The 15009-nt window shown below is 65.4% G+C and carries 12 protein-coding genes; 3 read left to right on the top strand and 9 right to left on the bottom strand.

The window, feature by feature from the left end; genetic code table 11:
- Positions 1-431: 431 nt before the first annotated feature.
- The 9 genes from FIV02_RS04200 to urtA form a co-directional block, all read right to left on the bottom strand.
- A complete protein-coding gene (locus FIV02_RS04200; RefSeq protein WP_152487894.1) occupies positions 432-1466 on the bottom strand; it encodes an AAA family ATPase in 1035 nt (344 codons plus the stop codon).
- Between the two features lie 55 nt (positions 1467-1521).
- Positions 1522-2565: an aliphatic amidase gene (locus FIV02_RS04195; protein ID WP_152487893.1), complete on the bottom strand. Its 1044-nt coding sequence runs from the start codon at positions 2563-2565 to the stop codon at positions 1522-1524.
- Between the two features lie 108 nt (positions 2566-2673).
- On the bottom strand, positions 2674-3021 hold the full coding sequence (locus tag FIV02_RS04190; RefSeq protein ID WP_152487892.1) for a zinc ribbon domain-containing protein: 348 nt from the start codon (positions 3019-3021) through the stop codon (positions 2674-2676).
- Positions 3022-3080: 59 nt separating this feature from the next.
- Entirely contained in the window at positions 3081-4310 is a 1230-nt protein-coding gene (gene fmdA / locus FIV02_RS04185; protein WP_047589798.1) for a formamidase, read from the bottom strand.
- Positions 4311-4637: 327 nt separating this feature from the next.
- The gene (gene urtE, locus FIV02_RS04180; RefSeq protein WP_152487891.1) at positions 4638-5327 is read right to left on the bottom strand and encodes an urea ABC transporter ATP-binding subunit UrtE; all 690 of its coding nucleotides are present in this window, start codon (positions 5325-5327) and stop codon (positions 4638-4640) included.
- 61 nt (positions 5328-5388) lie between these two features.
- Entirely contained in the window at positions 5389-6150 is a 762-nt protein-coding gene (gene urtD / locus FIV02_RS04175) for an urea ABC transporter ATP-binding protein UrtD (RefSeq protein ID WP_037046281.1), read from the bottom strand.
- Entirely contained in the window at positions 6147-7322 is a 1176-nt protein-coding gene (gene urtC / locus FIV02_RS04170; RefSeq protein WP_047589800.1) for an urea ABC transporter permease subunit UrtC, read from the bottom strand. The genes urtD and urtC overlap by 4 nt, the downstream gene beginning before the upstream one ends.
- A 93-nt stretch (positions 7323-7415) precedes the next feature.
- Complete coding sequence (urtB, locus tag FIV02_RS04165; protein WP_047589803.1) at positions 7416-8333, bottom strand: urea ABC transporter permease subunit UrtB; 918 nt, start codon at positions 8331-8333, stop codon at positions 7416-7418.
- A 96-nt stretch (positions 8334-8429) separates the two neighbouring features.
- A complete protein-coding gene (gene urtA / locus FIV02_RS04160) occupies positions 8430-9662 on the bottom strand; it encodes an urea ABC transporter substrate-binding protein (protein ID WP_047589805.1) in 1233 nt (410 codons plus the stop codon).
- Positions 9663-10016: 354 nt separating this feature from the next.
- Here urtA and FIV02_RS04155 point away from each other — a divergent pair, with 354 nt between their 5' ends.
- The 3 genes from FIV02_RS04155 to cobB all read left to right on the top strand — a co-directional run bounded on the left by FIV02_RS04155 (position 10017) and on the right by cobB (position 14956).
- The gene (locus tag FIV02_RS04155; protein WP_152487890.1) at positions 10017-13412 is read left to right on the top strand and encodes an ATP-binding protein; all 3396 of its coding nucleotides are present in this window, start codon (positions 10017-10019) and stop codon (positions 13410-13412) included.
- A complete protein-coding gene (locus tag FIV02_RS04150) occupies positions 13387-14094 on the top strand; it encodes a response regulator (protein ID WP_051800504.1) in 708 nt (235 codons plus the stop codon). The genes FIV02_RS04155 and FIV02_RS04150 overlap by 26 nt, the downstream gene beginning before the upstream one ends.
- A 154-nt stretch (positions 14095-14248) precedes the next feature.
- Positions 14249-14956, top strand: a complete 708-nt coding sequence (gene cobB, locus FIV02_RS04145) for a Sir2 family NAD+-dependent deacetylase (RefSeq protein WP_152487889.1) — start codon at positions 14249-14251, stop codon at positions 14954-14956.
- The last annotated feature ends 53 nt before the right edge of the window (positions 14957-15009 follow it).

The raw sequence follows: 15009 nt of genomic DNA, 5'->3' as shown, positions 1-15009 counted from the left end.
TGCGAAGTTTTTCCAGCAGCGCCTTGGCCTTGCGGTAATGCTCGGCGGCTTCGCCTGCCGGCTCGTCTTCCTGGGTCAGGCTGGCGTCGGTGTAGAACTGCTGCACCTGGGCCAGGTTGTAACGCAGTTCCTGGGTACTCTCGCGCGCCTCGGTCAGCTGCGCGGCATACGCCTCGCCCACTTCCAGTGCATCGATGGCGCGGCTCATCCAGACCGCCAGGCCCAGTGCAGTCAACAGGATGAACAGCGCACTGCCCCACATCAAACGCGTAATGGTGATATTCACCAGCTCTCTCCCGGTAGTGGACCTGCGGATGCTATCGGCAGCTACGACCCAAACTGGAGATCGCCGCGCCTTGCGCGCGCAGTATCCCTCATGCGCAGAGCGAACGCGTGCCTCCACTACTAAAGAGTGAGAACGCTTGGACCAGCTAGCGCTCCAGCTCACTCACCTGCAACCCGGCCAGACTGTACCGGCACCACAACTGGCGGCTACCAGGCGCAACCAGCAGGTACTCGGCCAGCGCCGGTTCCAGCTCGGTACGTATTCGACGCGCCAGGGCGCGGGCGCCGAAACGTATATCGTGCTCACGGCACAACCAGGCGCGAGCGCTCGGTTCCAGATGCAGCGAACGTCCCTGGCGCGCGAGGCGCTGGCCCAGCTTGTCCAGTTCGATCTCCAGCAAGGCGTCCAGCCAGCGCTCGTCGACCCGCTCGAACACCAGGATGCGGTCGATACGGTTGAGCCATTCCGGCTCGAAACGCTGGTGCAGCACCTGCTCCAGCAGCGCCGCCTCCCCCTTCGGTGCCAGGCCCAGCCAGCGCCGCCAGCCACGACCGAAGCGCTCACGGTAGCGCTGCGCCTGCTGCGCCCCGACATTGCTGGTCATGAAGATCAGGCTGTTGCGGAAATCCAGGGTGCGGCTGCCGGCCGTCAGGGTCAGCCGGCCATGTTCGAGAATGCCGAGCAGGCTGCGCAGCACTTCCGGGCTGGCCTTCTCCAGTTCGTCGAACAGCACGATACCGGGTCGCCCGAAACTGCCGGCGATGGCTTCGCCATCGAACAGCGTGGTGCCCTCCTTGCTGCCGACGTATCCCGGTGGCGCGCCGGTCAGCGCCGCAGCGTAATGCTCCTGGGCCAGGGTGTGCATGTCGATGCGGCACATCGCGTCGGCGCGGCCGTGAATGGCCTGGGCCAGCAGGCGCACGATCTCGGTCTTGCCGACACCGGTCGGGCCCATGAACAGGTTGACCGCCAAAGGCCGCTCGCGCTCACCGATGTCGACCTTGACCACCTTGAGCATCGCCTCGACCTGCGCCAGCACGGCGTCCTGGCCGACGATGCGCGAGCGCAGCAACGCCATGACCGCTGCCGGCTCGAAGAGGAAACGCGACTGCAGGCGAGCAACGCCCTGTTCATCCAGACGCTCGCGGTTGCTGTCGATCAGGTCGTTGGCGAAGGGCATCCCGTTTTTTCCATAGAGACAAAGGCATCGCCGGCAAGCCGGCTCCTGCGGACGATCAGCCAGCAGTGCGTTCCTTGCCCGGATGCGGCAGCTCTGCCACCGGGCAGTCGGCCACGCCGATGGTCGAGCGGGTCATCTTCTCCACGTCCTCCTGGGCCTTCTGCGCATCCAGCACCCAGGTGCGGTAGAACTCGAACGGGCAGTCGGCCACGCCCTTGTCGCCATCCCCGGAGTTGTAGACGCCGGTGTAGCCACGGTGCAGCAGCTTGAACAGGTGGTTCTGCGACTGGTCATTGGCCCGTGCATCGCGGATCTGCGACACCGACAGCTGGGCGTACTGGATGCCCATTTCCTCTTCGCCGCACTCGCCCAGGGTGCGCCCGTCGAAACCGATCAACGCGGAGTGGCCGAAGTAGCTGTACACACCGTCGAAGCCGCTGGCGTTGGCCACCGCCACATAGCAGTTGTTGGCCCAGGCCATGGTCTTGGCCATCAGCACCTGCTGCTCCTTGGCCGGGTACATGTAGCCCTGGCAGCGCACGATCAGCTCGGCGCCCTTCATCGCGCAGTCGCGCCAGATTTCCGGGTAGTTGCCGTCATCGCAGATGATCAGGCTGATCTTCATGCCCTTGGGGCCAGTGGAGACATAGGTGCGGTCACCCGGATACCAGCCCTCGATGGGGCACCAGGGAATGCACTTGCGGTACTTCTGCACGATCTCGCCCTGGTCATCGATCAGGACGAGGGTGTTGTAGGGCGCCTTGTGCGGATGCTCTTCGTGGCGCTCGCCGGTGAGCGAGAAGATGCCCCAGGTTTTCGCCTCGCGGCAGGCGGCGGAGAAGATCGCGGTCTCCTCGCCGGGGATGGCGGCGGCGGTGGCCATCATCTCGTCCCTGTCGTACATGATGCCCATGGTGCTGTACTCGGGGAACACCACCAGGTCCATGCCGGGCAGGCCGAGCTTCATGCCCTTGATCATCTCGGCGATCTTGCGCGCGTTGTCGAGCACCCCGGCCTTGCTGTGCAGACGCGGCATCTTGTAGTTGACGACAGCAACGCCGACGGTATCGGGGCTGCTGGAAATGTCGCCGTGGCGCATGGAGAACCTCCGTTTGCGATGTACTTCGCAGGAGCGGCTTCAGCCGCGAATTTTCTTCGAGTGGTCGTTCTTCGCGGCTGAAGCCGCTCCTACGGGAACGTCCGGCCGTCAGTGACTGATCATCCACGGCCGTGCCGATGGGCTGGCCTTGAGGCCGTGCGGGTTGGCCTTGGTGCGCTGCGCCGGCTTGCTCGGGCCGCAGCAGCTGCAGCCGGCCGGATGCTTGCGGCTGGCCTTGTACTCGTCGAGATTCATCGGCGCGTTGGCGCTGCGCTCGTTGCTTTCATGGGCGCGGCGCTGGCTGCCCGGCAGGGTCGCCAGGCCCGGCGCGCTGAGGATCACCCGCTCGCTGGCGGTGTCGCAGTACGGGCAGGCGCAGGCCTGGTCGCGCTCGGCCATTGGCCGCAGCACGGTAAAGTCGCCGCAGTGCGGGCAGTCGTATTCATAGATGGGCATGACGGCATTCCTCGAAAGACCAGGGCCCCTCCCCCGCATGCAGGAGAGGGGGAGTGACATCACTTGTCGTAGGCGATGGGCATGTCGATGCTGCCGTCGAGGAACCGGGTCGGGCCGCTGGCGCTGGGGTTGATGTCGAACTCGAAGATGTCGGTCGGCAACCACAGCGTGGCGCAGGCGTTGGGGATGTCGACCACGCCGCTGATATGCCCCTGCACCGGTGCCGAGCCCAGCAGCGAGTAACCCTGCGCGCCGCTGTAGCCGAACTTCTTCAGGTAGTTGATGGCATTCAGGCAGGCCTGCTTGTAGGCCAGGTTGACGTCGAGGTAGTGCTGCTTGCCGTCGTCGTCCACCGAGATGCCTTCGAAGATCAGGAAGTTGTTGTAGGTGGGCACGATCGGGCTGGGTTTGAAGATCGGGTTCTTGATGCCGTACTTGGCCATGCCGCCCTTGATCAGTTCGACCTTCATGTGCACCCAGCCGGCCATCTCGATGGCGCCGCAGAAGGTGATCTCGCCATCGCCCTGGCTGAAGTGCAGGTCACCGACCGACAGGCCGGCGCCGTCAACGTAGACCGGGAAGAAGATCTTCGAACCGCGCGACAGGTCCTTGATGTCGCAGTTGCCGCCATGCTCGCGTGGCGGCACGGTGCGCGCGCCGGTGGCGGCGGCCATGTCGCGGGCATCGCCCTTGAGCTTGCCCATGTGCGCGGTGGAGGCGAACGGCGGGTTGGCCAGCGGCGGTACGCGGGTCGGGTTGGTGTCGATCAGCGCCTGCTCGCGCTTGTTCCAGTCGGCGAGCATCTTGTGGTCCGGCAGGCAGCCGATCAGGCCGGGGTGGATCAGGCCGGCGAAGCGCACGCCGGGGATGTGCCGGCTCTTGGTGAACATGCCCTCGAAGTCCCAGATCGACTTCTGCGCCGCCGGGAAGTGATCGGTGAGGAAGCCGCCGCCATTGCTCTGCGAGAAGAAACCGTTGAAGCCCCAGAGCATGTCCTGCTTGGCGCCGATGTCGAGCAGCTCGACGATCAGCAGATCGCCCGGCTCGGCCCCCTTCACGCCCACCGGACCGGACAGGTAGTGCACGGTGGAGAGGTCGACGTCGCGCACGTCCGAGGCATCGTCATCGTTCTTGATCGCGCCGCCGGTCCAGTCGTAGGTCTCGAGGATGAAGTCATCGCCCGGATTGACCCAGCAGGCCATCGGGATGTCCGGGTGCCAGCGGTTGTGGACTTGCTCGTTCTCGGTGGCGGCCTGGTTGAGGTCGACCTTGATCAGGGTATCGGTCATGACAAAGCTCCATGGGACCTGTGAGGAATGCCGGCCGCTGTGTGCCGGGTACGCAGCCAGTCTCAAGCGCGCGGGGAAATCGGCAAATACGTTGGATGACGTATGCCCGGAACGCCGGCCTTACGGGGCCTGCAGGCATTTTTCGCGGACGCGAAAAAGCGGCCACTGCATGGAGAACACAGTGACCGTAAAGCGGGAACCACTACCCTCTCCCCCAACCCCTCTCCCATGAATGGGAGAGGGGAGCAGCACGCGGTGCGAAATGGCACACCGCCCAACAGTCCCCTCTCCCGCTTGCGGGAGAGGGTTAGGGAGAGGGCAAGAAAGTCACACCGACAGATAACGACTGATGCTCGCCTCGTCGACCTGGTCGCGGCTCTCCTCGACCACGAACTTGCCCTTCTCGATGACCAGGAAGCGGTCGGCGATTTCCATGGTGAACGACAGCACCTGTTCGGAGACGACGATGGTCAGATCACGCATGTTGCGGATCTCCTTCAGGCTGCGGGCGATGTCCTTGATGATCGACGGCTGGATGCCCTCGGTCGGCTCGTCGAGCAGCAGCACCTTGGGATTGGTCGCCAGCGCCCGGGCGATGGCCAGCTGTTGCTGCTGGCCACCGGACAGGTTGCCGCCCTTGCGGTGGCGCATGTCATGCAGCACCGGGAACAGCGCATAGAGGTCATCCGGTACCTTGCCGCCGGCGGAGGCCGGCAGGCCGGTCTGGATGTTCTCCAGCACGGTCATGTGCGAGAAGATCATCCGCCCCTGCGGCACGTAGGCGATGCCACTTTCCACCCGCTGGTGGGTTTCCAGCTGCGACAGGTCCTTGCCATCGACGCGGATCTGCCCGCCCCATTGCGGCAGGATGCCCATCAGGCTCTTGAACAGGGTGGTCTTGCCCATGCCGTTGCGGCCCATCACCGCGACGATTTCCTTCTTCGCCACGTCGAGGTTGAGCTCATGGAGGATCTGGCTCTGGCCATAGCCCGAGGCGAGGTTGCTGATCTGGAACATAAATGACTCCTTGCTGGACATGCCCCCGGATTGCATCCGGGCTACAGATACGCGACCGGGATCAATGCCCCAGGTACACCTCGATGACCTTGGGATTGCTCTGCACCGCCTCCATGCTGCCCTCGGCCAGCACCTTGCCCTGGTGCAGCACGGTGACGCGGTGGGCGATGCTCTTGACGAACTCCATGTCGTGCTCGATGACCAGCACCGAGCGCCCCTGGCTGATACGGTTGAGCAACTCGGCCGTCGCCACCCGCTCGCTCACGCTCATCCCGGCCACCGGCTCGTCGAGCATCAGCAGCTGCGGGTCCTGCATCAGCAGCATGCCGATCTCCAGCCACTGTTTCTGCCCGTGGGAAAGCAGGTCGGCCTGGCGGTGCAGGTGTTCGCCGAGCATGATCTCCTGCGCCACCTGCTCGACCCGTTCGATCACCTCCCGCGAGCGCTTGAAGAACAGCGCGCCGAACACCTTGCGCCCGGCCGGATAGGACATCTCCAGGTTCTCGAACACCGTCAGGTTCTCGTAGATCGACGGGTTCTGGAACTTGCGCCCGACGCCGGCGCGCACGATGTCGTACTCGCGCATCCGGGTCAGCTCGCGCCCGTCGAAGTCGATGCTGCCGGCGGTGGCGCGGGTCTTGCCGCAGATCAGGTCGAGCACCGTGGTCTTGCCGGCCCCGTTGGGGCCGATCACCACATGCACCTCGTTGCGGTCGACATACAGGTTGAGGTCGTTGACCGCCTTGAAGCCGTCGAAGGACACGGTCAGCCCCTCGATGGCGAGTACCGGCTTGGCGGCCTGGAAGCCTGCTGGGCTGTTCATGGCGTGGTCTCCAGTTCAGGGGCGGGACGTTTGTTCGCAGCGACGCTCCTGGCCGCAGGTTGCGCGGCGACCCGGGCCTGGGGTTTGCGTTTGAGGCGTGCCAGCCAGCGCTTGCCGTGGCTGTCCCACAGGCCGGCGAGACCGTTGGGGAAGTACATGACCACGACGATGAACAACCCGCCCATCAGGTACAGCCACAGTTCGGGAAAGCTCTCGGAGAAGTAGGTCTTGCCGAAGTTGACCAGCAGCGCGCCGTACACTGCGCCGAGCAGCGACAGGCGCCCGCCGACCGCGGCGAAGATGACCATCTCGATCGACGGCACGATGCCGACGAAGCTGGGTGACATGAAGCCCACCTGCAAGGTGAACATCGCCCCGCCGATACCGGCGAAGGCGGCGCCGACGCAGAACACGAAGATCTTGAAGCTGGCCACGTCGTAACCGGAGAAACGCACCCGCTCTTCCTTGTCGCGCATTGCCAGCAGCAGCCGCCCCAGCTTGGAAGCGACGATGAAACGGGCGATGAGGATGCAGCCGATCAGCAGCGCTGCACTGACGAAGTAGAGGATCAGCCTGGCTTCGTCGGTGCGGATGTCCCAGCCCTTGAGCGTGCGCAGGTCGGTGATGCCGTTGACCCCACCGGTGAGGCCCTGCTGGCCGATGATCAGCACGGTGAGGATCAGCGCGATGGCCTGGGTGACGATGGAGAAATACACGTCACCGACACGCCGCTTGAACATCGCCAGGCCGATCACCAGCGCCAGCAGCACCGGCACCGCGACCACGGCGACCAGGGTGAAGCCCAGGCTGTGGAACGGCTCCCAGAGCAGCGGCAGTTCGGTGATCTGGTTCCAGTCCATGAAGTCCGGGATGCCCGGTGTGGACTGGATCTTGGTGCTCTCCGGGTCGGACGCCTCGAGCTTGAGGAACATCGCCATGCAGTAGCCGCCGAGGCCGAAGAAGATGCCCTGGCCGAGGCTGAGGATGCCGCCATAGCCCCAGCACAGCACCAGGCCGACGGCGACGAAGGCGTAGGTCAGGTACTTGCCCACCATGTTCAGGCGGAAGGCATCGAGCGCCAGCGGGAACACCACCAGGATCAGCGCCGCGAGCAGCGCCAGACCGATGGCCCCCTGCTTGCCGCCGAGCAGTTTGTCGAGTGTCTTGTTCATGTCCGCGTCCTCAAATCACTGTAGGAGCCAGCTTGCTGGCGATCCTGCGGTCCCTGATCGCCCGCAAGCGGGCTCCTGCCAAAGCACCAGGGTTCATTTGCGCACCTTGCTCGAGAACAGCCCCTGCGGGCGCAGCATCAGGATCAGCACCACGGCGGACAGGGTCAGCACCTTGGCCATCGATCCGCTGGTGAAGAACTCCAGCAGCGACTGCGCCTGGGCAATGCTGAATGCCGAGGCGATGGTGCCGAGCAGGCTGGAAGCGCCGCCGAATACCACCACCAGGAAGGTGTCGACGATGTACAGCGAACCGGCCGTCGGCCCGGTCGAGCCGATGGTGGTGAACGCCGCGCCCGCCACGCCGGCGACGCCACAGCCGAGGGCGAAGGTCATGCGGTCGACGCGCTTGGTGTTGATGCCCACGGCCCGCGCCATCACCCGGTTCTGCACCGTGGCGCGCACCTGCAGGCCCCAGCGCGAGCGGTACAGCATCACAAACAGCAGCGCGGTGAGCAGCAGGGTCAGGCCCATGACGAACAGGCCGTTGCGCGGGATGTCGATGGCTTCGGTGGGGTTCCACGAGCCCATCAGCCATTCCGGCAGCGTGGCGCCGACCTCGCGGGCGCCGAAGATCGAGCGAAAGCCCTGCTGCATCACCAGCGACAGGCCCCAGGTGGCCAGCAGGGTGTCCAGCGGGCGCTGGTAGAGCTTGCTGATCATCGCCCACTCCACCAGCCAGCCAATGGCCCCGGCGATGAAGAACGAGAGGATGATCGCGAGGAAGAAGTAGTAAGGCCCGAAGGCCGGAGCGTATTGCTCGGTGAGTGTCGATACCACGAACGTGGTGTAGGCGCCGATGGTGAGGAACTCGCCATGCGCCATGTTGATCACGCCCATCTGGCCGAAGATGATCGCCAGCCCCAGCGCCATCAGCAGCAGCACGCAGAACACGGACAAGCCGTTGAAACCCTGCATGGCTGCGATGGCGCCGAATTCAGATAGCCATTCCATAGAAGCGCCCTCAAAAGAAGTTGCAAGCCTCAAGCTTCAAACGGCAAGCAGAGCACGCTCCACTTGCCGCTTGCGGCTTGCAGCTCGTCGCTGCTGTTACTGGTAGCCTTCCGGGAAGGGGTTCGGCTCGATCAGGTCGGACTCGTAGACCACCTTGAACTGGCCGTCCTTCTGCACTTCACCGATGCGCGTCTTGCTCCACAGGTGATGGTTGTCGTGCACCTTGACGTAGCCTTCCGGCGCGGTGCCCAGCTCGATGCCCGGAGAGGCGGCGACCACCTTGTCGATGTCGAAGCTGCCGGCCTTCTCCACCGCGGCCTTCCACAGCCACGGGCCGAGGTAGGCGGCCTGGGTCACGTCGCCGATCACCGCGTCCTTGCCGTACTTGGCCTTGAAGGCTTCGACGAAGGCGGTGTTGTTCGGGTTGTCCAGGCTCTGGAAGTACTTCATCGAGGCGTAGAAGCCCTCCATGTTCTCGCCACCGATGCCCAGCAGCTCGTCCTCGGTGACCGACAGGGTCAGCAGGGTCTGCTTGGCGGAGGTCACGCCGGCGGCCTTCATCTGCTTGTAGAACGCCACGTTGGAACCACCGACCACGGCGGAGAAGACCACGTCAGGCTTCTTCAGCTTGACCTTGTTGATCAGCGAGCCGAACTGGGTGTTGCCCAGCGGGTAGTACTCCTCGCCGACCACCTTGCCGCCGAGCACGTTCTCGATGTGCTTGCGCGCGATCTTCATCGAGGTACGAGGCCAGATGTAGTCCGAACCGATCAGGTAGAAGGTCTTGGCGCCCTTCTCCTTGGCCACCCAGTCGAGGCCGGCGAGGATCTGCTGGGTCGCTTCCTGGCCGGTGTAGATGACGTTCTTCGACTGCTCCAGGCCCTCGTAGAAGGTCGGGTAGTAGAGCAGGCCGTTCTCCTTCTCGAACACCGGCAGCACGGCCTTGCGCGATGCCGAGGTCCAGCAGCCGAACACGGTCGCGACCTTGTCGCCGACCAGCAGCTTGCGCGCCTTCTCGGCGAAGGTCGGCCAGTCGGAAGCCCCATCTTCCTGGATGACCTTGATCTGCCGGCCGAGAATCCCGCCGCTGGCGTTGATCTGCTCGATGGCCAGGCGCTCGGCCTGGATCGAACCGGTTTCGGAAATGGCCATGGTGCCGGTCGCCGAGTGCAGGATGCCGACCGTGACCTCGCTGTCGGTGACGGCCAGGCCGGTGCTGTTGACCTCGGCGCTGGCGACATGGCTGAACAGGCTGGCAGCCAGCAGCGAGAGCGCCGCAGCCCCTAGCGCCAGCCGGCGGGGAAGAAGTCGAATCGGTTGAGAATCCATGGTCGTGCTCCTGTGCTGGTTATTCGTGCCGAACCACGCCGGCTTCGCAGCAAGGATGCGTTTGCCCCGGCACGCGGGGTATACGCAGCATGACGTAACGGCATACGTCATCTGACGTACAGCCTCGCGCGCCAGCCTGGTGCAAGCTGGGCGCAGAAAAACCAGGCAGACAGAAGCTCGCGCGCGCGGCAGAGGGCTCGCCGAACCGGGGCATGGAAGTTGCTGGGATCTGCCTGTAGAAGCCCGCTTGCGGGCGATGCGTCCTTCCTGGTCATGCAGATCGCCGGCAAGCCGGCTCCTGCAGGAACGCTCGACAGGGACGATCCATCAGACAACGCCAGCAGGACGACGCCCGTGCAGCAGACCGGCACCCAGCGCATCATCAAGATTCGCCGCGACTACAACTCCTGGGTCGCCGACGAGACCATGGAGGACTACGCCCTGCGCTTCACGCCCAGGTCATTCCGCAAGTGGTCGGAGCTGCGCATCGCCAACACTGCACTGGGCGCCGTGTCGTTCCTCGCGCTGGAGGCCATCGGTGGCGCCCTGGCCCTGTCCTACGGCTTCACCAACACCCTGTGGGCCGTGCTCGCGGTCGCGCTGGTGATCTTCCTCACCGGCTTGCCGATCAGCTACTACGCGGCCCGCTACGGCCTGGACATGGACCTGCTGACCCGTGGTGCCGGCTTCGGCTACATCGGCTCGACCATCACCTCGCTGATCTACGCCAGCTTCACCTTCCTGTTCTTCGCCCTGGAAGCGGCGATCATGGCGCTGGCTCTGGAGCTGTACTTCAACATTCCCCTGGCGCTGGCCTACGTCATCTGCTCGGTCATCGTCATCCCGCTGGTGGCCTATGGCGTGACGCTGATCAGCCGCCTGCAGATGTGGAGCCAGCCGGTATGGCTGCTGCTGCTCCTGCTGCCCTACGCCTTCGTCGCCGCCAAGAACCCCGATGCCCTGTCGGACTGGACCAGTTTCGCCGGGCGCGAAGGCGAACCCGGCAGCTTCAACCTGCTGCACTTCGGCGCCGCCTGCACCGTGGCCCTGGCGCTGGTGACGCAGATCGGCGAACAGGTCGACTACCTGCGTTTTCTCCCGGAGAAGACCCGCGCCAATCGTGCTCGCTGGTGGACCGCCCTGCTGCTCGCCGGCCCCGGCTGGATCATTCCCGGTGCACTGAAGATGCTCGCCGGCGCCTTCCTCGCGTTTCTCGCCCTGCAGCATGAAATCCCCATGGAGCGCGCCGCCGAACCCACGCAGATGTACCTGGTGGCCTTCAACTACGTGTTCGCCTCACCGCAGTGGGCGCTGGCCGCCATGGTCCTGTTCGTCATCGTCAGCCAGATCAAGATCAACCTGACCAATGCCTATGCCGGCTCGCTGGCCTGGTCGAACTTCTTCGCACGGATCACCCACAGCCATCCGGGGCGCGTGGTCTGGCTGGTGTTCAACGTGGCCATCGCTCTGATGCTGATGGAGCTGGGCGTGTTCGAGGCAATCGAGGAAGTGCTCGGCCTCTACGCCAACATCGCCATCGCCTGGATCGGCGCGCTGGTCGCCGACCTGGTGGTGAACAAGCCGCTCGGCCTGTCGCCGAAGTACATCGAGTTCAAGCGCGCGCACCTCTACGACATCAATCCGGTGGGCGTCGGCGCCATGCTGATCGCCTCGCTGCTCTCGGTGCTGGCCCACGGCGGCCTGTTCGGCGCCCTGGCGCAGGCCGCCTCGCCAATCGTGGCACTGGGCTCGGCCTTCCTCCTTGCCCCGCTGCTGGCCTGGCTCACCGCTGGCCGCTACTACATCGCCCGCGAGCGTCAGCCACAGTTGCTCTACCCCTACGCCGAGTCCGGCCAGGTGCAGTGCTGCCTGTGCAACAACCGCTTCGAAGAGCCGGACACCGCGCTGTGCCCAGCCTACGGCGCACCGATCTGCTCGCTGTGCTGCTCGCTCGATGCGCGCTGCGATGATCGTTGCAAACCCCGTGCGCGCCTGGCCGACCAGCTCGACGACTTCGTCAGTTGGGTCTTCCCGCGTGCATCGATCCCGCGCCTGCACAGCCGCCTGGCCCAGTACCTCGGCCTGCTCGGTCTGCTGGTGCTGATGCTGTTCGGCGCCCTGGCGCTGATCTACAGCCAGGTCTCGCTGAGCCTGCTGACGCAGGAACCGGAGGTCCGCCAGACGCTGTTCCAGGCCTTCCTCAAGGCCTTCCTCACCCTCTCGCTGTTCGCCGCCATGCTCGCCTGGTGGCTGGTGCTGACCCGCGAGAGCCGCCGCGTGGCGCAGGAGGAGTCGGACCGCCAGACCCTGCTGCTGATGCAGGAGATCGAAGCGCACCGCAAGACCGACGAAGCCCTGCAGCAGGCCAAGGAGGCCGCCGAATCCGCCAACGCGGCGAAGAGCCGCTACGTCACCGGCCTGTCCCATGAGCTGCGCACGCCGCTCAACAGCATCCTCGGCTACACCCAGATCCTGCAGCGCGACACGGCCATGCCCAGCCAGCACCAGGACGCCCTGGCGACCATCCTGCGCAGCGGCTCGCACCTGCTGTCGCTGATCGACGGCCTGCTCGACGTGGCCAAGATCGAGGCCGGCAAACTGCACCTGGAGCTGGCGGAGATTCCCTTCCCCGAATTCATCGATCAGCTCGAACGCATGTTCACCCCGCAAGCTGCCGAGAAAGGCCTGCGCTTTCGCCTCGAATGCATCGGGCGCATGCCGGCGGTGGTACGCGGCGACGAAAAGCGCGTGCGGCAGATCCTCATCAACCTGCTGGGCAACGCCGTGCGCTTCACCGAGCACGGCGAGGTGCGCCTGCGCGTCGGTTACATGCGCGAGACCGCCACCTTCGAGATCATCGACACCGGCGTCGGCATCGCCCCGGAGCAGATCGAGCGCATCTTCCAGCCCTTCGAGCGCGGCGACCTGATGCGCCAGGACAATGGCGTCGGCCTGGGTCTGACCATCACCCGCATGCTCACCGCGCTGATGGGTGGCGAGCTGTCGGTGGACAGCGAACCGGGCCAGGGCACCCGCTTCCAGGTGCGCCTGTTTCTCTCCGAGGTGCGCGTGCCGCAGGCGGTGGTGCACGTGGAGCACGACATCATCGGTTACCAGGGCGAGCGCCGGCTGATCCTGGTGGTGGACGATCACCTCGAACACCGCCGCGTGCTCGCCGGCATGCTCGAGCCACTGGGCTTCGAGGTGATCCAGGCGGCCAGCGGCCAGGAAGCCATTCGCCAGGTGGCCCTGCAGCATCCGGCGCTGATTCTCATGGACCTGTCCATGCCGCAGCTGGACGGCTGGGAAACCAGCCGCCTGATCCGGCGTAACACCCAGTGCCAGGCGCCGATCATCGTGATCTCCGCGAATGCCTTCACCGACGATCGCGAACGCAGCGTGGCAGCCGCCTGCAACGACTACCTGGCCAAGCCGGTGTACACCCCGCAACTGCTCGAACGCATTCAGCAGCAGCTGGGCCTGACCTGGCTGCATCGCACCCAGGAGCGGCCCGCGAGCGTACAGCGCGTGACCCTGCCCGACAGCGACGACCTGCAGGCACTGCGCGAGCTGGGGGCGCTGGGCTACATCCGTGGCATCCAGCAGCGCCTGGACGACATCGACCAGCGCAACCCGGCCTGCGCCAGCTTCACCGCCTCGCTGCGCAGCCTGGTGAAGCACTTCCAGCTCGACGAATTCAACCGCCAACTGAAGGAGGCCGAACATGAATGCGCCGCTCCACCAGCCTGAGTCGCGTCTGCCTGCCAGCCTGTCGGCCGAACGCGGCATCATCCTCATCGTCGACGACACGCCGGACAACCTGGCGCTGATCTCCGACGCCCTCGACGACGCGGGCTACATGGTGCTGGTGGCGCTGGATGGCAGCAGTGCGCTGGGGCGCATCCAGCGGCGGCGCCCCGACCTGATCCTGCTCGATGCGATGATGCCGGGGCTGGATGGCTTCGAGACCTGTCGGCGGATCAAGGCCGATCCTGCCAGCGCCGACATCCCGGTGCTGTTCATGACCGCCCTGACCGACAGCGAACACGTGGTGCAGGGCTTCGAGGCCGGCGGCATCGACTACGTGACCAAGCCGATCAACCCCGACGAGGTGCTCGCCCGGGTCGCCTCGCACCTGCGCACCGCGCGCATACTGCAGGCTGCCAGGGCCGCGTCCAGGCCGGTCGACCTCAGCCTGGACAATGCGCCGGCGCATGCTCACCTGTCGGCACGCTTCCAGCTCACCGAGCGCGAGGTGGAGGTGCTGCGCTGGGTAGCGTGCGGCAAGACCAACCGCGATATCGGCGACATCCTCGGCCTCAGCCCGCGGACGGTGAACAAGCACCTGGAACACGTCTACGTGAAACTGGGCGTGGAAACCCGCACCGCCGCCGCTTCGGTCGCCCTGGCGGCGATGAGCGAACGCGCATGACGCACGCTCGGCTGAGCCTTGAGTAGGGCGGGTGCGACCCGCCATTACCGGACAGGCGGGTTTCACCCGCCCTACGGAACGAGCGAAAGTCCGTAGGCTGCGGCATCCCGAATTGGCTTAGAGTGATGGCAACGCACCTGTTTCGGAGCCTGCCATGCCCCACCCCAACCTCGTCATCCTCACCGGTGCCGGTATCTCCGCCGAAAGCGGCATCCGCACCTTCCGCGCCAGCGACGGGCTGTGGGAAGACCATCGCATCGAAGAGGTGGCGACCCCCGAAGGCTTCGCGCGCGACCCGGCGCTGGTGCAGCGCTTCTATGACCTGCGCCGCGCCCAGTTGCGCGACCCGGCCATCGCGCCGAACGCCGGGCACCTGGCGCTGGCCGAACTGGAGGCAGCCTGGCAGGGTGATTTTCTGCTGGTCACGCAGAACGTCGACAACCTGCACGAACGCGCGGGCTCCCGGCGCCTGCTGCACATGCACGGCGAACTGCAGTCGATGCTGTGCAGCAACAGCCAGCGACGCTTCCCGCTGGACGGCGACATGCCGGTCAGCCAGGCCTGCGCCTGCTGCGGCCTGAGGGGCACGCTGCGCCCGGATATCGTCTGGTTCGGCGAGATGCCCTATCAGATGGAGCGCATCCAGGATGCGCTGGAGCGCTGCGAGCTGTTCGTCAGCATCGGCACTTCGGGTCATGTCTACCCGGCAGCCGGCTTCGTCGAACAGGCACGGCGGGCAGGCGCCCACACGCTGGAGATCAACCTGGAGCCCAGCCAGGGCCATTCGCTGTTCGCCGAAAAGCGCTATGGCCTGGCGACCGAGCAGTTGCCCCGCTGGGTCGCGGAGCAGCTGGCCGGCTGAGCGTCGACATGCAGGAGCCAGCTTGCTGGCGGTCAGCCTCGCGCAGGATCACC

Origin of the sequence: Pseudomonas sp. THAF187a, assembly GCF_009363395.1 — a bacterium.
Taxonomy (GTDB): domain Bacteria; phylum Pseudomonadota; class Gammaproteobacteria; order Pseudomonadales; family Pseudomonadaceae; genus Aquipseudomonas; species Aquipseudomonas khazarica.
This window is presented reverse-complemented; position numbering and strand designations above follow the sequence as displayed.

What these genes read in the sequence shown, in the direction of transcription:
- FIV02_RS04200 (WP_152487894.1), bottom strand. Translation starts at nt 1,466, where the DNA reads ATGCCCTTCGCCAACGACCTGATCGACAGCAACCGCGAGCGTCTGGAT.
- FIV02_RS04195 (WP_152487893.1), bottom strand. Translation starts at nt 2,565, where the DNA reads ATGCGCCACGGCGACATTTCCAGCAGCCCCGATACCGTCGGCGTTGCT.
- urtD (WP_037046281.1), bottom strand. Translation starts at nt 6,150, where the DNA reads ATGAACAGCCCAGCAGGCTTCCAGGCCGCCAAGCCGGTACTCGCCATC.
- fmdA (WP_047589798.1), bottom strand. Translation starts at nt 4,310, where the DNA reads ATGACCGATACCCTGATCAAGGTCGACCTCAACCAGGCCGCCACCGAG.
- urtA (WP_047589805.1), bottom strand. Translation starts at nt 9,662, where the DNA reads ATGGATTCTCAACCGATTCGACTTCTTCCCCGCCGGCTGGCGCTAGGG.
- urtC (WP_047589800.1), bottom strand. Translation starts at nt 7,322, where the DNA reads ATGAACAAGACACTCGACAAACTGCTCGGCGGCAAGCAGGGGGCCATC.
- urtE (WP_152487891.1), bottom strand. Translation starts at nt 5,327, where the DNA reads ATGTTCCAGATCAGCAACCTCGCCTCGGGCTATGGCCAGAGCCAGATC.
- FIV02_RS04150 (WP_051800504.1), top strand. Translation starts at nt 13,387, where the DNA reads ATGAATGCGCCGCTCCACCAGCCTGAGTCGCGTCTGCCTGCCAGCCTG.
- FIV02_RS04190 (WP_152487892.1), bottom strand. Translation starts at nt 3,021, where the DNA reads ATGCCCATCTATGAATACGACTGCCCGCACTGCGGCGACTTTACCGTG.
- urtB (WP_047589803.1), bottom strand. Translation starts at nt 8,333, where the DNA reads ATGGAATGGCTATCTGAATTCGGCGCCATCGCAGCCATGCAGGGTTTC.
- cobB (WP_152487889.1), top strand. Translation starts at nt 14,249, where the DNA reads ATGCCCCACCCCAACCTCGTCATCCTCACCGGTGCCGGTATCTCCGCC.